The 19,487-nt window shown below is 70.1% G+C and carries 18 protein-coding genes; 7 read left to right on the top strand and 11 right to left on the bottom strand.

What is annotated here, in order from left to right:
- Nucleotides 1-122 precede the first annotated feature (122 nt).
- Nucleotides 123-1,364, bottom strand: a complete 1,242-nt coding sequence (locus ASD30_RS18495; RefSeq protein WP_056684714.1) for a fatty acid desaturase family protein — start codon at nucleotides 1,362-1,364, stop codon at nucleotides 123-125.
- A 70-nt stretch (nucleotides 1,365-1,434) separates the two neighbouring features.
- Nucleotides 1,435-2,559 carry a ferredoxin reductase gene (locus ASD30_RS18490; RefSeq protein ID WP_056684712.1) on the bottom strand — a complete coding sequence of 375 codons (1,125 nt, stop codon included), beginning with the start codon at nucleotides 2,557-2,559 and terminating at the stop codon, nucleotides 1,435-1,437.
- 95 nt (nucleotides 2,560-2,654) lie between these two features.
- Here ASD30_RS18490 and ASD30_RS18485 point away from each other — a divergent pair, with 95 nt between their 5' ends.
- A complete protein-coding gene (locus ASD30_RS18485) occupies nucleotides 2,655-3,845 on the top strand; it encodes a PucR family transcriptional regulator (protein WP_056684709.1) in 1,191 nt (396 codons plus the stop codon).
- A 161-nt stretch (nucleotides 3,846-4,006) separates the two neighbouring features.
- On the opposite strand, the gene ASD30_RS18480 is transcribed toward ASD30_RS18485, so the two are convergent.
- The 4 genes from ASD30_RS18480 to ASD30_RS18465 all read right to left on the bottom strand — a co-directional run bounded on the left by ASD30_RS18480 (nucleotide 4,007) and on the right by ASD30_RS18465 (nucleotide 7,856).
- A complete protein-coding gene (locus ASD30_RS18480; protein ID WP_056684706.1) occupies nucleotides 4,007-4,945 on the bottom strand; it encodes a cation diffusion facilitator family transporter in 939 nt (312 codons plus the stop codon).
- Between the two features lie 46 nt (nucleotides 4,946-4,991).
- The gene (pssA, locus tag ASD30_RS18475; RefSeq protein ID WP_056684703.1) at nucleotides 4,992-5,909 is read right to left on the bottom strand and encodes a CDP-diacylglycerol--serine O-phosphatidyltransferase; all 918 of its coding nucleotides are present in this window, start codon (nucleotides 5,907-5,909) and stop codon (nucleotides 4,992-4,994) included.
- On the bottom strand, nucleotides 5,906-6,595 hold the full coding sequence (locus ASD30_RS18470; protein WP_200949896.1) for a phosphatidylserine decarboxylase: 690 nt from the start codon (nucleotides 6,593-6,595) through the stop codon (nucleotides 5,906-5,908). Before ASD30_RS18470 ends, pssA begins: the two co-directional genes overlap by 4 nt.
- Before the next feature lie 79 nt (nucleotides 6,596-6,674).
- Complete coding sequence (locus ASD30_RS18465) at nucleotides 6,675-7,856, bottom strand: MFS transporter (RefSeq protein ID WP_056684700.1); 1,182 nt, start codon at nucleotides 7,854-7,856, stop codon at nucleotides 6,675-6,677.
- A 100-nt stretch (nucleotides 7,857-7,956) separates the two neighbouring features.
- On the opposite strand from ASD30_RS18465, the gene ASD30_RS18460 reads away from it, so the two are divergent.
- A complete protein-coding gene (locus ASD30_RS18460) occupies nucleotides 7,957-8,391 on the top strand; it encodes a MarR family winged helix-turn-helix transcriptional regulator (protein WP_056685279.1) in 435 nt (144 codons plus the stop codon).
- 98 nt (nucleotides 8,392-8,489) lie between these two features.
- Here ASD30_RS18460 and ASD30_RS18455 read toward each other — a convergent pair whose 3' ends face one another.
- Both ASD30_RS18455 and ASD30_RS18450 read right to left on the bottom strand, forming a co-directional pair.
- Entirely contained in the window at nucleotides 8,490-9,647 is a 1,158-nt protein-coding gene (locus tag ASD30_RS18455; protein ID WP_056685276.1) for a CaiB/BaiF CoA transferase family protein, read from the bottom strand.
- 48 nt (nucleotides 9,648-9,695) lie between these two features.
- Complete coding sequence (locus ASD30_RS18450; protein WP_056684696.1) at nucleotides 9,696-10,169, bottom strand: DUF4396 domain-containing protein; 474 nt, start codon at nucleotides 10,167-10,169, stop codon at nucleotides 9,696-9,698.
- A 94-nt stretch (nucleotides 10,170-10,263) separates the two neighbouring features.
- Between ASD30_RS18450 and ASD30_RS18445 the strand changes: the two genes are divergently transcribed.
- Both ASD30_RS18445 and ASD30_RS18440 read left to right on the top strand, forming a co-directional pair.
- Nucleotides 10,264-10,806, top strand: coding sequence for a PadR family transcriptional regulator (locus tag ASD30_RS18445; RefSeq protein ID WP_056685273.1), 543 nt, complete (start codon nucleotides 10,264-10,266; stop codon nucleotides 10,804-10,806).
- Nucleotides 10,803-12,857, top strand: coding sequence for an NADPH-dependent 2,4-dienoyl-CoA reductase (locus tag ASD30_RS18440; RefSeq protein ID WP_056684693.1), 2,055 nt, complete (start codon nucleotides 10,803-10,805; stop codon nucleotides 12,855-12,857). Before ASD30_RS18445 ends, ASD30_RS18440 begins: the two co-directional genes overlap by 4 nt.
- A gap of 62 nt (nucleotides 12,858-12,919) precedes the next feature.
- Here ASD30_RS18440 and ASD30_RS18435 read toward each other — a convergent pair whose 3' ends face one another.
- Nucleotides 12,920-14,251, bottom strand: coding sequence for a GH1 family beta-glucosidase (locus ASD30_RS18435; RefSeq protein WP_056685270.1), 1,332 nt, complete (start codon nucleotides 14,249-14,251; stop codon nucleotides 12,920-12,922).
- 24 nt (nucleotides 14,252-14,275) lie between these two features.
- Here ASD30_RS18435 and ASD30_RS18430 point away from each other — a divergent pair, with 24 nt between their 5' ends.
- The 3 genes from ASD30_RS18430 (at nucleotide 14,276) to ASD30_RS18420 (ending at nucleotide 16,984) form a co-directional block, all read left to right on the top strand.
- Nucleotides 14,276-14,959 (top strand): pirin family protein, encoded by a 684-nt coding sequence (locus ASD30_RS18430; RefSeq protein WP_056684690.1) that lies wholly within the window; start codon nucleotides 14,276-14,278, stop codon nucleotides 14,957-14,959.
- A gap of 27 nt (nucleotides 14,960-14,986) precedes the next feature.
- Complete coding sequence (locus ASD30_RS18425) at nucleotides 14,987-15,715, top strand: DUF3592 domain-containing protein (RefSeq protein ID WP_056890410.1); 729 nt, start codon at nucleotides 14,987-14,989, stop codon at nucleotides 15,713-15,715.
- Nucleotides 15,716-15,805: 90 nt separating this feature from the next.
- Complete coding sequence (locus tag ASD30_RS18420; RefSeq protein WP_156393687.1) at nucleotides 15,806-16,984, top strand: hypothetical protein; 1,179 nt, start codon at nucleotides 15,806-15,808, stop codon at nucleotides 16,982-16,984.
- A 33-nt stretch (nucleotides 16,985-17,017) separates the two neighbouring features.
- Here ASD30_RS18420 and ASD30_RS18415 read toward each other — a convergent pair whose 3' ends face one another.
- Complete coding sequence (locus ASD30_RS18415) at nucleotides 17,018-17,911, bottom strand: diacylglycerol/lipid kinase family protein (RefSeq protein WP_056684681.1); 894 nt, start codon at nucleotides 17,909-17,911, stop codon at nucleotides 17,018-17,020.
- Nucleotides 17,908-19,470 (bottom strand): FAD-binding oxidoreductase, encoded by a 1,563-nt coding sequence (locus tag ASD30_RS18410; protein WP_056684678.1) that lies wholly within the window; start codon nucleotides 19,468-19,470, stop codon nucleotides 17,908-17,910. The genes ASD30_RS18415 and ASD30_RS18410 overlap by 4 nt, the downstream gene beginning before the upstream one ends.
- Between the last annotated feature and the right edge of the window lie 17 nt (nucleotides 19,471-19,487).

Below are 19,487 nucleotides of genomic sequence, written 5' to 3'. Positions count from 1 at the left end.
CAGGCAGTTCGGACCCCTGAGCCGTTCGCTGAGCGTGGAAGGTCAAGGTCGAGCGACGAACTGTCTGCTCAAATGAACCGGACCGCCTGCAGAACAGGCGGTCCGGGTTGAGGCAGGATGGATCAAGCGGCAGCTTCGGCCAGCTTCTTGTTCTCGGCACGGCGCTGCACGGCGTCGTACGCCCGTCGCACCTTCGGCCCACCGGTGGTGAGCTTGTAGAGCAGGGCGAACTGCTGGGGCGCGTTCTTCACGTTGGTCTGCTCGAGCCAGCCGTTCGGCAGCGAGAGCCGGACGATCTTGTGCCACGCGCTGCCGACCTGGCGGGGCAGCGACGCCGAGTGGTAGTTGAGCTCGTACTTCTCGAAGAGCGCCTGCACCCTGGGCGCGACCTCGGAGTACCGGTTGCTGGGCAGGTCCGGGAAGAGGTGGTGCTCGATCTGGAAGCTCAGGTTGCCGGTCATCAGGTGCATCGGCTTCGAGCCGGAGATGTTGGCCGAACCGAGCATCTGGCGGACGTACCACTGGCCGCGGGTCTCGTTGGCGGGGATCGACTTCTTCTCGAACGTCTCTACGCCTTCGGGGAAGTGGCCGCACATGATCACCGAGTGCGTCCACAGGTTGCGGACCAGGTTCGCGGTGAAGTTCGCGGCGAGGGTCGGCAGGAACGAGCCGGTCGGGATCGACAGCGCCGGGTGGACCACGTAGTCCTTGGTGGCCTGACGGCGGATCTTCTTCAGCGTGTTCTTCGCGTTGCGCTTGAAGGCGTCGCTGCGCTTCTCCTTGGGAATGCGCAGGTTCTTGCCGAGCTCGAGGTCGTACGCCGCGATGCCGTACTCGAAGAAGCAGGCGTTGATGAAGTTCCACACCGGCTGGCCGAGCAGGAACGGCGACCAGCGCTGGTCCTCGTCGACCCGCATGATGCCGTAGCCGAGGTCGTTGTCCTTGCCGACGATGTTCGTGTAGGTGTGGTGCACCTGGTTGTGCGAGTGCTTCCAGCCCTCCGCGGTGGAGGCGTTGTCCCACTCCCACGTGGTCGAGTGGATCTTCGGGTCACGCATCCAGTCCCACTGGCCGTGCATGACGTTGTGCCCGATCTCCATGTTCTCGAGGATCTTGGCGACGCTCAGGCCGACCGTGCCCGCGATCCAGGCGGGCGGGAAGATGCTGGCCAGCAGCACCGCACGCGAGCCGAGCTCGAGCTTGCGCTGCACGTCGACGACCTTGCGGATGTAGGCGGCGTCGCTGGCGCCGCGGGAGTCGATGATGTCCTGGCGGATCGCGTCGAGCTCGATGCCGATCTGCTCGATGTCTTCGGGCGTCAGGTGCGCCGTCGGGTTCTCGGCCTTCTTCGTGATGACAGTCATGGTGATGTCTCCTTCTCCGCTGATCGAGGAGGTCGCTCTGCGACCGTCTCGAGATCGAGGACAGTTGAAGTCAGTGGTCGATGTGGCACGGCCCGGCGGCCGCGCTGATGCAGGTCTGGATCGGTACGCCGCCGTTGTCGGTCTCGCCCGGGGTGGCGGTGGTGATCGCGCCGTTGCGCAGGTCGCGGACGGCGCCTTCACGCATCGGCAGCACGCAGCCCATGCAGATGCCCATGCGGCAACCGCTGGGCATCAGGACGCCGGCCTGCTCGGCCGCGTCGAGGATCGTGGTCGCACCGTCGAGGTCGAGGCTCACGCCCGACTTCTCCAAGGTGACCGTGCCCCCCTCGCCCGCGGCGATGACGACCGGGCGGAACTGCTCGGTGAACAGCTCGAGCCCGGCGGCCTCGTGGTGCTTCGCGAGCGCGTCGAGAAGACCACCGGGGCCACAGGCGTACGTCGTACGCTCGGCCAGGTCGGGGACGAGCTCGGAGAGCGTGTCGATGTCGAGCACGCCGTGCACGTCGTCGTACCGGTCGACCAGGTTGATCGCGCCGGCCTCGTGCAGCTCGTGCAGGTTGTCGATGAAGATCGACTCGGGGCGGCTCGGGGCAACGTGGACGACCGTGATGTCGAGCGCCTTGCTGCGGTCGAGCCGCAGGACGCCGGAGTCCGTGGCCGGGAAGAGGTTGCGCAGCATGCCGACGACCGGGGTGACCCCGGAGCCGGCGGTGACGAAGAGCAGCTTGCCCGGCTTCGACGCGAGCACGAAGTCGCCGGTCGCCTGCTCGAGGTGGACCAGCGTGCCAGCCTCGGCGCGGTGGACGAGGTGGTTGCTGACCTTGCCGTCGGGGACGGCCTTGACGGTGATCGAGATGTTGCCGTCGGCGCGCGGGCCGTGGGTCAGCGAGTAGGCGCGCCATTCACGGACGCCGTCGACGTCGATGCCGATCCGGAGGTACTGGCCGGGCACGTGGCCTGCCCAGTCCGCCCCGGGGCGGATCACGATCGTCGCGGCATCCGCGGTCTCCGGGTGCACCGAGACGATGCGGCCCCGGAGGTCCGCCCCACTGCGCAAGGGGGCGAACAGGTCGAGGTAGTCGGCCGGCAGCAGCGGCGTGGTCGCTGCCTCCACGACCCTGACCAGTCGGTCACGGAGTCGTGTCGAGCTGCCAGCACCATCAAGAAGGACCATGTGACCATCGTGCCCGCCTCCACGTGTGAAGTCCTGACCCTCCCTGCGTGAATCTGGAGTAGTCTTTTGTTCGCAGCGAGTGAAAGAAGGCGTCCATGAGCGAGCCACGCAGTGCCCGTCTGGGCGGACTGCGCCTGCCGGACCCGGTGATCGCCGCCATGCGTGGCGAGCTGGCCGGCTGTGCCGAGCGCGTGGTCAGCTCGGTGATCCGCGAGGTGCCGAGCTACTCCGAGCCGTTCCGCGGCCGCATGGGGCGCAACATCGAGACCGCCGTGACGATGGCACTGAGCGGCTTCCTCGACATGACCGCCACGCCCGCCGGGGCTGGCCCGGGCAGCCGGGTCGAGTCGGTCTTCGAGGCGGCGTACGCCCTGGGTCGCGGCGAGGCGCGCAGCGGGCGCAGCATGGACGCCCTTGCTGCGGCGTACCGCGTGGGCGCCCGCACCGCCTGGCACGACCTGAGCAGCAGCGCCGTCGAGGCGGGGCTCCCCGCCGCCGAGCTGGCCCGCTTCGCGGAGCTGGTCTTCGACTACATCGACGAGCTGTCGGCGGTCAGCGTCTCCGGTCACGCGGACGAGCTGGCCACGTCCGGGCGCGTCCGCGAGCGGCATCTGGAACGACTGGCCGCCGGACTCCTGGCCGACCTCGGCGCCGATGACGCGCTGGCCCTGGCCGAGCGCGCCGACTGGGAGCCGCCCACCACGCTGACCGCGGTGATCACGCCGGAGTCGACGCTGGGCACCCTGCGAACGCTCATCGATCCTCGCTCGCTGATCGCCGGCACGGAGGCGCCCGGCCTCGACGAGCACCCCGACATGACCGCGATCCTGGTCGCCGACCTCGACTCCCGGGGCCGCCGCGAGCTGGTTCGCCGCATCGGCGACCGCACCGCAGCGATCGGACCGAGCCGGCCGTGGATCGACGCCAAGGGCTCCTACGTGCGCGCCCTGCGCACGCTCGGGCTCGGCCTGGGCGGTGAGGAGTCGTCCGTCGACACCGACGACCACCTGGTGCCGCTGGTGACCACCGCCGACGGCTCCGCCCTGGCCGACCTGCGGGCCCGTGTGCTCGCACCGATGGACGGCCTGCGCCCCTCGACGGTCGCCAAGCTCACCGAGACCCTGCGCGCCTGGCTGCTCCATCAGGGCCGGCGCGACGACATCGCCGCCGCACTCTTCGTGCACCCGCAGACAGTGCGCTACCGCGTCGGCCGGCTGCGCGAGCTGTACGGCGACCGCCTGGCCGACCCGCAGTTCGTGCTCGAGGCGACGATCGCCCTGGCCTGACTTCGACCCGGGCACCCGCGCGTACCGCCGAACGGGCACAACGCCGCACTTTCCCCCACATTTGAGCCGAATCGGGCCATTGCGCCCGTTCTTCGGTACGACGGCGGGTGGGTCAGAGGGGTGGGACGGCGGGTAGGTCAGAGCGTGGGACGGCAGGTGGGTCAGAGCGTGGGCTCGGTGGGGATCGAGAGCGTCAGGATGGCGTCCTCGATCATCTCCTCCTGCTCGAGCGACGCCTCGAGCCCGCGCAACCGGATGGCCAGCTCGCCCTCGCGGTCGTCGCCGGTGAGGTCGACGGCGGCCACGATGAAGAACCGGTGCGGGCCGACGTACTCGACGTGGAGGTAGCTGACCCGGTGGATCTCCGGACGCGCCTTCAGGGTGGCCAGCACCCGGCCCTCGAGCTGCGGCGAGATCTCCTCCCCGAGCAGGTAGTCCATGTTGCGCCGCATCAGGAACACCGCCACGAAGCCCAGCAGCAGGCCCACGGCGATCGAGCCCAGGGCGTCGAAGATCGCGTTGCCGGTCAGCTGGTGCAGCGCGATGCCGCTGGCCGCGAGGACCAGACCGATGATGGCGGCCGAGTCCTCCATGAAGACCGCGCGCAGGGTCGAGTCGGAGGTGCGGTCGACGAACTTGAGCGGCCGCATGCCGAAGGAGCGCGCCTGGCCGACCACCTGGCGGGTGGCCTGGGTCAGCGAGATGCCCTCGAGCACGAACGCGATGCCGAGCACGACGTAGTTGATCAGGTAGTCGGGATCCTCGGACTCCCCGGTCAGCTCGGTGAGCCCGTGCCAGACCGAGACCACCGCACCGGCCGCGAACAGGCCGAACGCGGCCACCAGCGACCAGACGTACGTCGCCCGGCCGTAGCCGCGGGGGTGGCTCTCGTCGCGGGCCCGCCCGCCCGAGCGCTCGGCGAAGAGCAGGAAGACCTCGTTGCCGGTGTCGGCCCATGAGTGTGCCGCCTCGGCCACCATCGAGGCCGACCCGGTGACCGCGGCGGCCACGGACTTCGCCGTCGCCACGAGGGCATTGGCGACCAGCGCCACCAGCACGGTCACGAGGGACGCACTGCCCTCCTGCTTCGCGTCGGCCATGCACCAGTTCTATCGCAGGACGGCGACCGGGAGGTTCCGGTGCGGTTCAGGCCTCGTCGCCGACGGCGTCCTCGTCGCCGGCCAGCGGCAGGAAGACCGACTGCTGGCGGGTGCGGGGCGGGGCCACCGAGTCAGCACCGAAGATGCGTGCCCGTAGCGGGGCGGTGAGCACGCCGAGGGGCGCGGTCGCGACGTACAGGTAGGCCACCGTGACACCCGTGGTGGCCGGGGCCAGCGCCAGCCCGGCGGCCACGACGAGTACGGCGACCGTGGTGCACACGCGGGTCTGCGTGGTGCGGGGCGTGACCAGGTCGCGGAAGGAGCGGAACCGGACCGTCGAGACCATCAGCAGGGCGGGCACGAGGCTGATCGCGACCGGGACCAGGATGGCCGGGCCGACCCGGAAGTCGGGGCCGGCGACGTCGGGGTTGTCCATCGCGAACACCGTGGCCATCACGACCGCGGCGGCGGCCGGCGAGGGCAGGCCGATGAAGTAGCGCTTGTCGTCGGTCGGGTCGATGGTGAAGTTGAAGCGCGCCAGCCGGAAGCCGGCGCAGGCGAGCCAGAAGAACGCCGCCAGCCAGGCGATCACCGGCCACTCGGGCAGCACCCAGGTGTAGACCAGCACGGCCGGCGCGAGGCCGAACGAGACCAGGTCGGCCAGCGAGTCGAGCTGGACTCCGAACGGGGAGGTGGCGCCCACCAGCCGGGCGACCGCACCGTCGGCGATGTCCATCACGATGGCGACCGCGATCAGGATCGCGGCGAGCTGGAAGTGCCCGGAGGTGGCCAGCAGGACCGACGAGAACCCACAGCCCATGTTGGCCGTCGTGAAAAGGCTCGGCGAGGTGACCCGCAACTGCTCGCGGGCGCTGAGCTGGCGAAGCGAGACGACCTCGGCGCCGGAGTGGGACTCGAGTCGCCAGCGCCGAAGCAGCCGGCGTCGCAGTGAGCTGTCCGTCATCGGGCGGCTCCGGGCCAGGTGGCCAGGACCGTCTCCCCGGCGACCGTGCGGTCGCCCTCCTTGACGTGCAGCTCGACGCCGGGCGGCAGGAAGACGTCCATCCGGGAGCCGAACTTCATCAGGCCGATGCGCGCGCCGGTGCCCACCTCGTCGCCAGCCTTGACCCGGGTGACCACGCGTCGCGCGACCAGTCCGACGATCTGACGGAAGACGTAGGTGCGCTGCTCGCCGCGAACCGTGCGGTTCATGACGATGTCGCTGCGCTCGTTCTCGAACGCCGACTCGAACTTGTAGGCGGCCAGCCACTTCCCGGGCCGGTAGGTCACCGACTCCACCACGCCGGCGTACGGCGCCCGGTTGATGTGCACGTCGAAGAGCGACAGGAAGATGCTGATCTGCTGCCAGTCCCCCTGCGCCGGATCCCTGGGAGGTGCCACGCCGGGCTGGGCCGGGCCGGCGTGCATGACCTTGCCGTCGGCGGGGGCGACGACGGTGTCCTCGTCGACGTCGGCCAGGTCGGCTGCGCGCTCGGGGTCACGGAAGAACGCCACCAGCCCGACCGGCAGTGCGAGCAGGCCGGCGGCCAGCTTCGGGTGGCCGGTCAGCAGCGCGAGGCCGCTGGGGATGGTGCCGATCGCGGCCGGGAGAGCGGCCTCGCGGTCGATGGCGGTGCCCAAGATGTTCACGAATCTCCGTCGGATTGCGGTCAGTGCTGCGGCACAACCTAACCCGAATCGGACAGATCACCCTCCCCGTCGCGTCGCTTCAGGCACTCACGAGCGCCTCGGTGTCATGAACCTCACGAGCCGCGATTGCCTCCGCCAGGGCGAGTACGACGAGCGCGGCGAGGGCCAGCCCGGCACCGACCCACAGGGGTGAGGTGTAGCCCAGGCCGGCGGTGATCGCGAGACCGCCCAGCCATGCGCCGATGGCGTTGCCGAGGTTGAAGGCGCCGATGTTGGCACCCGAGGCGAGGGTCGGCGCCTGTCCCGCGTGGTCCATGACCCGCATCTGGAGTCCGGGCACGGTGGCGAACCCGAAGGCACCCATGAGGAAGAGGGCGACGACGGTGAGTGCCTTGCTCTCCGCGGTGAGCGCGAAGAGGACCATGACGACGACCAGCCCGGCCAGCACCACGAACAAGGTGCGCGCGACGGCCCTGTTGGCCGCCCGGCCGCCGAACAGGTTGCCCACGAACAGCCCGACACCGAAGAGGACGAGCAGCCACGGGATCCACGAGTCGGCGAAGCCGCTGACCCCGGTGAGCGTGTAGGCGATGTAGGTGAACGCCCCGAACATGCCGCCGAAGCCGAGCACGGTGACCGCCAGCGACAACCAGACCTGGCCGCTGGTGAACGCCCCCAGCTCCTGCCTCAGGCGAGGTGGCGCGTCGGCACCGGCGACCTTGCCGGGCACCAGCAGGGCGATGGCGACGAACGAGACGATGCCGATCGCGGTGATCGCCCAGAACGTCGAGCGCCAGCCCGCGGCCTGGCCGAGCAGGGTGCCGGCCGGCACGCCGAGCACGTTGGCGCTGGTCAGTCCGGCGAACATCAACGCGATGGCACCGGCCTTCTTCTCCGGCGCGACCAGGGAGGCGGCCACCACGGACCCGATGCCGAAGAACGCGCCGTGGCACAGGGCGGCGATGATGCGGCCGACCAGCATCGCGTCGTACGACGTGGCCAGCGCGGAGACCAGGTTCCCGACGATGAACAGCACCATCAGGCCGAGCAGCACCTGCTTGCGCGGCAGGCGTACGACGGCCGCGGTCAGCAGGATCGCGCCGACCGCGACGCTGAGCGCATAGCCGGAGATCAGCCAGCCGGCAGTGGCCTCGCTGACCGCGAAGTCGGCTGCCACCTCGGGCAGCAGGCCGGCGATCACGAACTCAGTGAGTCCGATGCCGAAGCCGCCCACGGCGAGGGCCAGCAGTCCGGGTTTCATGGAAGCTCCTTTGCGTGTGCAATATGCCGCGTGTGCAACGTTTTCGCTCGAGATTAGTTGCACGCGCTGGTTATTGCAAACGGGCGCTATGATGGTGCGCATGGGAATCAGTGACGAGGCGGTCCAGGTGCGGGCCCAGGGCTGGCGCCGACTGGCCGCGCTGCACCAGATGATCGAGGCGCGGCTCGAGCAGGCACTCTCGAGCGGTCACGGCCTCTCGGTCGTCGAGTTCACCGTGATGGACGCGCTGTCCCGCCAGGACGGCTGGCACATGCGCATGGCCCAGCTGGCCCGCGCTGCCGCACTCTCCCCGAGCGCGACCACGCGCCTGGTCAACCGACTGGAGGACCGCGGGTTGCTGACCCGCATCCTCTGCGCCGACGATCGGCGCGGCATCTACACCGAGCTCACTGCCTCAGGGCGCAAGGCGCTGACCAAGGCCCGCCCCGACCACGACCGGGCACTGGAGGACGCGCTGGCCGAGGCCGGCGCCACCCCCGAAGTCGCCTCGCTGGCCGACTTCCTGACCGCCTGACCGGGACTCGGAGTCAGGGCCCCGAGAGTGACCTTCGTGTCGTCCAACGGCCCGACTCACGACACGAACCTCACTCTCGGCACTGCGAACGGTCCGACTCAGGCCTGGACTGCGGAGCCACCCTCGAGCAACGCGTCGACGTCGTCGATGCCCCATGCCGCAAGGGCCTCACGGGTGTGCGCGCCGGGGCCGGGCGCGGGCGGCGACGACAGGGTCGCCTCGGTGCGCGAGAACCGTGGGGCCGGTGCCGGCTGGGTCAGGCCCTCGTGCTCGACGAAGACGCCACGGGCCTTCATGTGCGGGTGCTCGATCGCCTCACTGATCGGGATGATCCCGGCCACGCAGGCGTCGGTTCCCTCGAACACCTCGACCCACTCGGCCTGGGTGCGGGTCGCGAAACGCTCGGCGATCAACGCCTTCAGTGTGGAGTAGTTGGCCGCGTCGTAGCGGTCGGGCGCGATGTCCTTGATCTCCAGGAGCTCCACGAACAGGTCGTAGAACTGCGGCTCCAGCGGACCGACCGACATGTGCTTGCCGTCCGAGGTCTCGTAGACGTCGTAGTACGGCGTGCCGCCGTCGAGCAGGTTCGAGGCGCGCTCCTCATGGAAGCCGCCGCCGGCCAGGAAGGCCGCGGTCATCGCGTTCAGGTGGGCGGTGCCGTCGACGATCGCCGCGTCGACGACCTGGCCCTGTCCGCTGGTGCGCGACTCGAGCAGCGCGGCGAGGATGCCCATCACGAGGTACGTCGACCCACCGCCGAAGTCGCCGACCAGGTTGGCCGGGAACGACGGCCGCGCCTTGTCCTGGCCGAGCCCGTGCAGGGTGCCGGTGATCGCGATGTAGTTCATGTCGTGCCCGGCGACCTGGGCGAACGGGCCGGTCTGGCCCCAGCCCGTCATCCGGCCGTAGACCAGCTTCGGATTGCGGGCCAGGCACTCGTCGGGACCGAGGCCCATCCGCTCGGTGACGCCGGGGCGCATGCCCTCGACCAGCACGTCGGCCCCCTCGACCAGCTTCAGCACCGTCTCGACGGCAGCCGGGTCCTTGAGGTTGAGCGCGACACTCGGACGACCGCGGTTGAGCAGGTCGTGCGATCCGCCGGTGAGCATCTGACCACGCGGTCGCTCGATGCGGATGACGTCGGCACCGAGGTCGGCCAGGATCATGCAGGCGTGCGGGCTGGGCCCGATGCCGGCGATCTCGACGACCTTCACTCCACGCAGCGGACCAGTGCCCTGACCAAGTTCGATAGTCATGCCGCCGATCATGACAGATCCACTGTCACGATCGGCGGCCGGAATCACTCAGTGGGCGTGGTGGGCGTGCTCGTCGGCGCCACCGTGGTGCATCTCGTGGACCACGGCGTGGCCCAGGCCCCGACTCATCAGCCAGCGGTTCACCGGCACCGTGAGCACGAAGGCCAGGGCCAGTGAGAACGCGAGGGCGGTCCAGAAGAGCCAGGCGCCGAGGCCGGCGTCCATCGCACCCGGCACGGTGACCATCACGGTGTTGTCGATGATCTCCATGACCAGGATCGAGACGGTGTCGGCGGCCAGCGCCGTACGCACCGCCGAGCGGACGTCGAGACCGGCACGGCGCACGCCGACGAAGGTGAGCAGGTAGCCGAAGAAGAAGGCCAGCGCGACCGCGAGGACGACGCTCGGCCCCGCGCTCCAGCCCAACCAGGTGGCCAGCACCATGCCCAGGACCTCACCGATCGCACAGCCGGTGAGGCAGTGGAGGGTGGCCGACATTGCCATGCGCCAGGACGTGTTCATGATCAGGACGGTATACCCCTAGGGGGTATACCGCAAGGTGACCCCCGCCACGCAGGCTTGCAACTAGTTGCATAGGTGTCGCAGGATGGTCGGCATGGCCCTCGAACACGCGCTCCTCGTCTCCCTGAGCGAGCGCGCGGCCTCAGGCAGCGAGCTGACCCGGCGCTTCGACAAGTCGATCGGCTACTTCTGGACCGCCAGCCACCAGCAGATCTACCGCGTTCTGGGCCGCATGGAGAAGGACGGCTGGGTCACCTCCACCGTCGTCGCCCAGCAGGGCCGCCCCGACAAGAAGGTGTACGACGTCACCGAGCCGGGTCGCCTCGAGCTCGAGCGCTGGCTGGCCGAACCGACGTCGGGTGATCCGCTGCGCTCCGACCTGATGGTGAAGATGCGCGGGGCGTCGTACGGCGACCGCACGACGATCCTCGACCAGGCCCGGGAGAAGCTCGACGACCACCGGAAGAAGCTCTCGCTCTACCACCATCTCGAAGCCCGCGACTTCCCGGACCCGTCCGGACTCTCCGGCCATGACCTCGACGTCTTCCTCGTGCTCCGCGGCGGCGTACGCCTCGAGGAGTTCTGGATCGACTGGCTGACCGAATACATCGACGCCCACACGAAAGCTGAGCGATGAACAACTACCCCCACCTCCTCGAGCCGATCACGATCGGGTCGACCACGCTGCGCAACCGTGTCGTGATGGGCTCGATGCACACCGGTCTGGAAGACGCCTTCTGGAACCTGCCCAAGCTTGCGGCGTACTTCGCCGAACGCGCCAAGGGCGGTGCCGGGCTGATCATCACCGGCGGCTACTCCCCCAACTTCCGCGGCCAGCTCAAGCCGCTCGGCTCGACGATGTCGAACAGCCTGCACGCGGCGCGGCACCGCCAGGTCACCGACGCGGTGCACGAGCACGACGGCAAGATCGCGCTGCAGATCCTGCACGCGGGGCGCTACGGCTACACGCCGTACAGCGTCTCGGCGTCGAGCCGGAAGTCGCCGATCACCCCGTTCAAGCCCACCGCCCTGTCGACGCGGGGCGTCGACCGCACCGCGACCGACTTCGCCAAGGCCGCGCGCCTGGCCCAGCGAGCGGGGTACGACGGCATCGAGATCATGGGCTCCGAGGGCTACCTGATCAACCAGTTCCTCGCGGCGCGCACCAACGACCGCACCGACAGGTGGGGCGGCTCGGCCGAGAAGCGGATGCGCTTCCCGCTCGAGATCGTCCGTCGCACCCGCGAGCTGGTCGGCCGCGACTTCATGATCGGCTACCGCATCTCGCTGCTCGACCTGGTCGAGGGCGGGCAGACCTGGGACGAGACCGTCGAGCTCGCCCAGGGTCTCGAGGAGGCCGGCGTCGACCTGCTCAACACCGGCATCGGCTGGCACGAGGCACGGGTGCCCACGATCATCACGCAGGTGCCGCCGGGCGCGTGGCGCGACTACACCGCGCGCCTGCGGCCCGAGGTCGGCATCGCGGTCTGCGCCTCCAACCGGATCAACACCCCCGAGATCGGCGAGTCGATCATCGCCGAGGGCGGTGCCGACCTGGTCTCGATGGCGCGCCCGTTCCTGGCCGACCCCGAGCTGGTGAACAAGGCCGCCGCCGGTCGCGCCGACGAGATCAACACCTGCATCGCCTGCAACCAGGCCTGCCTCGACCACGTCTTCGCCAACAAGATGAGCTCGTGCCTGGTCAACCCGCGTGCCTGCCGCGAGACCACCCTGGTGCTCAGCCCGACGCGTACGACGCAGAAGGTGGCCGTCGTCGGCGCCGGACCGGCCGGCCTCTCCGCGGCGGTCTCCGCGGCCGAGCGCGGTCTCGACGTCACACTGTTCGAGAAGTCCGACCGCCTCGGCGGCCAGTTCCGCCTCGCGATGGAGGTCCCCGGCAAGGAGGACTTCCGCGAGACGCTGCGGTTCTACACCCGCCGCCTCGAGGTGCTCGGTGTCGACGTGCGCCTCTCGACCGAGGCCACCCCTGACGCCCTGGCCGGCTTCGACGAGGTCGTCGTCGCCACGGGTGTGACGCCACGGGTGCCTGCGTTCCCGGGCGTCGACCACGCCAAGGTCGTGCGCTATGACGAGGTGCTCAACGGGTCGGTGACCGTCGGCCGCCGGGTCGCGGTGATCGGTGCCGGCGGCATCGGCGTCGACGTCAGCCACTTCCTGACCCACGACTCCGGCGACGACCTCGACGACTGGATGGCGCACTGGGGCGTCGGCGACCCGGCCATCCACCGAGGCGGCCTGACCGAGAAGAAGCCGCGCACCGCTCCCCGCGAGGTGTGGCTGCTCCAGCGCAAGACGACCTCGATCGGCAAGGGCCTGGCCAAGACGTCCGGCTGGGCGCACCGCGCCGTGCTCAAGGACTCCGGCGTGCACATGGTGCCGGGCGCCTCCTACGACAAGGTCGACGACGCCGGACTGCACATCACGGTCACCTCGGCGTCCGGCGAGACCAGCCAGCAGGTGCTCGACGTCGACCACGTCGTGCTCTGCGCGGGGCAGGAGTCGGTGCGCGGGTTGTACGACGAGTTGAGTGCTGAACTGGCGGTTGGGGCAACCACTTCAGCACTCAACCCCAGCGGCGTACACCTGATCGGCGGGGCCGACGTTGCCGCCGAGCTCGACGCGAAGCGCGCGATCGAGCAGGGAACCCGCACCGCCGCAGCCCTCTGACGACGGCCCACTCGTCATCGTGTGGGTTCTGACTCACCTGGTGCGTCAGGACCCACACACAATCAGCGGTCCTGCCCCGCCGCCGCGATGTAGGCGCGGTACCAGTCGTAGGACTTCTTCGGCGTGCGCTGTTGGGTGTCGTAGTCGACGTGCACCAGGCCGAAGCGCTGGGTGTAGCCCTCGCTCCACTCGAAGTTGTCGATGATCGACCAGGTGAAGTAGCCGCGCACGTCGACACCTTCGGCGATCGCGTCGGCCACCGCGCGCAGGTGTGAGTCGAGGTAGTCGATGCGGGCCCGGTCGTCGACGACGCCGGCCTCGTCGGGGCCCAGGTTGTAGGCGCAGCCGGACTCGGTGATGACCACGGGCGGCAGGTCGGCGTACCGCCGGTGCAGGGTCACCAGCTGCTCGCGCAGGCCGTCGGGCACGACCGGCCAGCCGAAGTCGGTGGTCGGGCAGCCCTCGATGTCGCGGTACTCGAACGGCAACTCCGCACCCTCGGCGGCGGCCGCCACCAGGTAGGGGTTGTAGTAGTTGACGCCGTAGAAGTCGAGGGGCTGGTTGATCGTCGCGAGGTCCCCCTCCCGGGCCAGCGGCTCCATCAGCGGAGCGAGGTCCTCGGGCCACTCGCCGAGCAGCATCGGGTCGGCGAAGAGGTTGTTCCACAGGTCGTCGAAGAGCCCGGTCGCGGCGAGGTCGCCGTCGCCGTCACTGGCCGGCCACATCGGGGCGTGGTTGTTGGCGCAGCCGATCTCGCCGACCCCGGCCCCGCGCAGCGCCTGCGTGCCGAGCCCGTGCGCCAGCAGCAGGTGGTGGCAGGCGGGCAGCGCGTCGAACATCAGCGTCTTGCCCGGAGCGTGCATCCCGAGGGCGTAGCCCATGAGGCTCGCCACATTGGGCTCGTTGACAGGCACCCACTGGCGCACCCGGTCGCCGAATCGCTCGCCGCAGATCGCGGCGTACTCGGAGAAGCGCTCGGCAGTCGCCCGGTTCAGCCAGCCGCCATCGTCCTCCAGGGCCTGGGGCAGGTCCCAGTGGTAGAGCGTGACCATCGGGTCGATGCCGGCACCGAGCAGCTCGTCGAGCAGGCGGTCGTAGAACGCGATGCCCTCGGCGTTCGGCGCCCCGGTGCCGTCGGGCTGGATCCGCGGCCAGGCGATCGAGAGCCGGTAGCCGTCGACGCCCAGCCCCTTGAGCAGCGCGACGTCCTCGGCGTACCGGTGGTAGTGGTCGCAGGCCTCCGCTCCACTCGACCCGTCGACGACCCGGTCCTGCTCGGCGCAGAAGGTGTCCCAGATGCTGCGGCCCCTGCCGCCCTCGGCGACCGCGCCCTCGATCTGGTAGGCCGCGGTGCTGGCGCCGAATCGGAAGGTGGACGGCAGGTCGATGCTCACCTCGATCAACCTAGTCTCTGAGGCATGGAAATCCACCGGGCCGGCGAGCGTTTCGTCACCGATGCCGACGGACGGGTGACCCGCCACTCGCTGTCGTTCGGGTCGCACTACGACCCCGACAACCTGCGCTTCGGCCTGCTGGTCTGCCACAACGACGACCTGGTGCAGCCGGGTGGCGGCTATCCCGACCACCCGCACCGCGACCTCGAGATCGTCACCTGGGTGCTGGACGGCGCGCTCCGCCACGCGGACTCGTCCGGCACGTCCGGCGTGATCGAGCCCGGTCGGGTGCAGGTGATGTCGGCCGGCGACGGTGTCGTGCACTCCGAGACCGTGGACGTGGCCAGCGGCCCGACCAGGTTCATCCAGACCTGGGTGCTGCCCGACGAGCCCGGCGGCCCGACCCGCTACGACTCGGCACCAGTGGAGCCCGAGGCCGCGTGGCAGCCGGTCGTGTCGGGGTCACGACCCGACGCGATCACCCGGATCGGCGCCTCCGGAGCGACGTTGTACGCCGCACGCCTGGCCCCCGGCGAACGCGTCGACCTGCCAGATGCCCCACTCGGACACCTCTTCGTGACCACCGGATCGGCGACCCTCGACGACGTGGCGCTCGGCGAGGCCTACGCCGTACGACTGAGGGACGAGGGCGGCACGGTCACCGCCACTGCACCCACGGAACTGTTGCTGTGGAATTTCGGCGGTTGAGCGCGGGGTTCCTGTTGAATGTCGCGCATGAGCACGATCGATCCCATTGCCGCGCGCCGGGCCAAGGCCGAGCGTGCCCCGGGTGCCCTGCGCGTCGGCCTGAACCTGGTCGTCCTCGTCATCGGCGGCTACCTGACCGGCGTCGGCTGGACGGAGATGTCCGCCGACGTCACTGAGTCGCCGCCCAGCACCGTCACCATGGCCGCCGTCCCGGTCGGCATGACCCTGACGGTCATCGGCCTGATCGCATGGGGTCCCCTGCTGTTGCGCTCCTCGAAGCTCGGCATCGCCCAGGGCCTCGCCGCGGCTGCGTCGGGAGGCGGCCTCGGCACCTGGACGACGGCACGCGAGATCGAGAGCCGGGTCGCGGAGCGAGTCGGTCTGGGCTTGCTGGTGCTCGCGGCCGCGCTGCTGCTGCTCAGCCTGTTCGCCTACCGCCGCCGGATCGCGCGAGCCCGGCTGGCAGAGGAGCTGATGAAGACCGGAACCCGCACCCTGGCCACCGTGTCCGACAAGGGATACACAGCGTCCAGCGAGGGCTCGAGCGTCTTCACCACCGTCACCTTCACCTTCCACGACGCGCACGGCGTGCAGCGGTGGGTGCAGCGGCCGATGATGGTGCGCAGAGCCGCTCCGATCACCGACGGCCAGACCACCGATCTCTGGTACGACGCACAGGACCCGGGCAACGACAAGCACATCGTCGTCGCCCTGGCCCTGGAGTCCATGCGGATCAAGCCCCCCACCCCGAGCTGAGGATCTCGCTCACACCGGAGGCCACGGCCCGACTCGGATACGGTGACCGGACCCCCGCAGACACGTCGCGTGACATTTGAGGTGCAGCAAATGAGCCCCGACGCTCCCCCGGCCGACCCTGGACTTCGCCTGCCCCGAGGCAGCCGGGTCATCCACATCGGCCCGCCCAAGACCGGATCCACGGCGTTGCAGCACGCCCTCCACGCCTCACGTGATGCCCTCACGGATCACGGAGTGGTCTACGCAGGCGACGACGTACGTCCACGACGGGCGGGCTGGGCCTTGATGGGAGCCGCGCCACGCGGGCGGACGATGCCCCCGCCGAGCGCCTGGACCGACCTCGTCGACGAGGTCGGCGCGGCCGGCGACTCGACGGTGCTGGTCAGCAACGAGGACTTCGGGCGCGCACACGACTACCAGGCCGGACGCATCGTGCGCGAGCTCGGCCAGGGCAGGCCGCACGTGCTGATGGTGGCTCGTCGTTACGACCGGCTGCTGCCGTCGTACTGGCAGGAGCTGGTCAAGGGCGGCGAGCAGATGGCCTACCACGAGTGGCTTCGTGTGGTGCTGCAGCCGACGGGCGGGCCCCGGCACCGCCGCATCTGGCTTCCCCAGAGCACCCCGTCGGTCGTCGAGCGTTGGGCGGGGCACGCCGGACTGGACAACGTCACGGTGATCGTCGCGGACGAGGCCCGCAACCGGATGGCGCCCGATGCCTTCGAGCAGCTCCTCGGGCTTCCGACCGGGCTGCTCGACCTCTCCGCCGAGCACTCGAACCGGTCCCTGACGCTGCCGGAGGCCGAGCTGGTCCGGCGGATCAACCACGTCTTCGCGGACGAGGGCTGGTCCGGCGAGCTCTACCACCAGGTGGTGCAGAACGGCGTCGTCCTGCGCATGCGCCGGGCCGCGCCCGCTCCCACGGACGCGAGGGTTCCGGGCATTCCCGCGTGGGCGGTCGAGCGCATCGCCGAGCTGAACCGCCAACGCGTCGAGGGTCTCCAGGCCCTGGGCGTCCGGGTGATCGGCGACCTCGACCTGCTCGACCGGGTCGAGGTCGACGAGGGCACCGACCCGGAGCCGTCGACGATCTCGCTCGACGCCGCCGCCCAGGCCGTCGAGGGCGCGATCAGGATGGCCCTGCGCCGCGAGCGGAAGACGGCCAGGCAGCACGCCAAGGCGCTGCGCCGCGCTGCTCGGGGGCGGGGCGTCGAAAGCCGGCCGTTCACCGTCCGGGTCCGCGGCCGCCTTGCACGCCTGCGCGACCGATGAGCGTCGCGAACCCGGACGGGTGAGTTTCGCCAGTCAGCGCAGGATGTTGACGGCGCCGGGAAGCACCTCGATGCGCACCGGCGCGTCACCGAGCATGCCGAGGGGCTCGCCGTCGCCGCCCATCACCACACCGGGACGCGACGTCAGGGTGATCGCCCTGCCACGGAAGACGTGCACCTGGTCGAGGTCGATGTGCCGGCCGTCGTACACCTTGGGGAACGAGCGGATCATGTCGAACCGGCCGGCCGCCTCGATCACGATGACGTCGAGCTCACCGTCGTCGACGGATGCCGACGGGGCGATGTGCATGCCCTTGCCGTAGTAGCCGGAGTTGGCCACCACGACCGTGGCCGCGGCGAAGTCGTGGCTGTCGCCGTCGACGTCGACCGTGTACGACGCCGCGTTGAAGGTGGCCAGTGCCCGCACCGTGGCGGCGGGGTACTGCAGCTTCTTGGGCAGCCACTGCATCCTGTTGACCAGGTCGGCGGTCTTCGCGTCGACTCCGGCGTAGACGGAGCCGGCCACGTCGTGGCTGGTGCCGTCGGGCAGCGTCGCGCGCACCAAGTCGGTAGGGGTCGGCACGGAGTCGAGCAGGATCCTGGCCACGGCGTCGGGCTCATCGGGCAGCTCGAGCATGCGGGCGAAGTCGTTGCCGCGTCCTGCCGGCACGATGCCGAGGGTGCCCCCGAGTCGCGACACCTCGCCGGCGATCGAGGAGAGCATGCCGTCGCCACCGACCGAGACGACCACGTCGCCGCGCTCGACAGCACCGGAGACCAGGTCGTGGGTCGCCTTGGGGCCCGGTGAGTAGGTCACGTCGACCGCTGCTCCGGCGTCGCGGAGCAGCCTGGCGACGGGTACGACGGCGCCGGGGGCCGCACCGCCGCCGGAGGACGGGTTGACCAGGAACGAGAAGGAGCGCGTCACGGGATCAGCACCCCCGGGTTGAGCACGTCGGTCGGGTCGAGGTCGGCCTTGACCGCGCGAAGGATGCGGACACCGACCTCGCCGATCTCCTGGGCGAGCCAGGGCTTGTGGTCGGTGCCGACCGCGTGGTGGTGGGTGATCGTGGCGCCGGCGTCGACCATGGCCTGGCTGGCCTTCGCCTTGGCGGCGAGCCACTGCTCGAGGGGCGCGTCGGCCTGGGGCGCGGCCACGGTGAAGTAGAGCGAGCAACCGGTCTCGTAGACGTGCGAGATGTGGCAGAGCACCAAGGTCTTCTCACCCAGCGCCTCGGTGAGTGCGCTCGCGACGGCCTTGTAGAGCCGGTCGCGGTTCGACCAGAACGTGGCGGTCTCGAGGGTCTCGACGAGTACGCCGACGTCGAGGAGCGAGTCGCGCAGGTAGGGGGCGTGGAAGCGTCCCTCGGCCCACACGGCACCGCGGTCCTCGCCCAGCGGAGTGCCACCGAGCTCTTCGAGGGCCGCGCCGACGAGGGCCTGGCGAGCGGCCACCGAGATCCCCTCGTGGCCGACGATCATCAGGCAGCCGCCGGTGGACTCGCCGCCGACGTCGGAGTGCGAGGCCAGGTTGAGGGCGGTCTCGTTCTCGTCGGAGAGCCGCAGCACCGTGGGCATGAGGCCGTTCTGGGCGAGGTGGCGCATCGCGTCGGCACCGGCGGTGAACGAGGGGAAGTTCCACGCCTCGTAGACCTTCTCGACGGGCAGCTTCTTCACCCGGACGCGCACCGACGTGATGATGCCGAAGGCACCCTCGGAGCCCAGCACGAGCTGGCGCAGGTCGGGGCCGGCGGCGTTGGCCGGCGAGCTGCCGACCTCGAGCGTGCCCTGGGGCGTGGCCAGGGTCAGGCCCATCACCATCGCGTCGAAGCGGCCGTAGCCGGCGCTCGACTGGCCGCTGGACCGGGTGGCCGCGAAACCACCGATCGAGGCGAACTCGAAGGACTGCGGGAAGTGACCGAGCATCAGGCCCTCGGCCGCGAGGAGCTCCTCGGCCTCCGGTCCACGCAGGCCCGGCTCGAGCACGACCGTCATCGACTCCTTGTCGACCTCTCGCAACGCCTTCATGCGGATCAGGTCGACCGAGACGACGCCGGCGTAGCCCTCGCGTCGGGCGACCAGGCCGCCGGTGACCGACGTACCGCCGCCGAAGGGGACGATCGCAATGTGATGGCGAACGGCGAGCGCGATCAGCGCGACGACGTCGTCGTGGGTGCCGGGGCGGGCCACCACGTCGGGCGCGTCGGTGAGGTCACCGGAGCGGGCGCGCAGCAGGTCGGGGGTCGACTTGCCACGGGTGCGGAGTCGGCGGTGCTCGTCGTCGGTGAGCACGTGGTCGTCACCGAGCAGGGCGCGCAGCTCGGCGAGGACGTCGTCGGCCAGCCCGACGGGCGGCAACGAGACCTCCTCGACTGCCGGGGTCTCGCGGACTCCGAGGGCCAGTTCGACCAGCCCTCGGGTGGACTCGGGCAGGGCGGTGGCCTCGGCCGGGTTGCCCCAGCGGGAGGGGTGCATCTCTGTGGTCATGTGTTACAGTGTGACAT

The organism is Nocardioides sp. Root140 (genome assembly GCF_001426745.1).
Lineage (GTDB): Bacteria > Actinomycetota > Actinomycetes > Propionibacteriales > Nocardioidaceae > Nocardioides.
The sequence above is the reverse complement of the archived record's forward strand: the minus strand, read 5'-3'. Positions and strand labels throughout refer to the sequence as shown.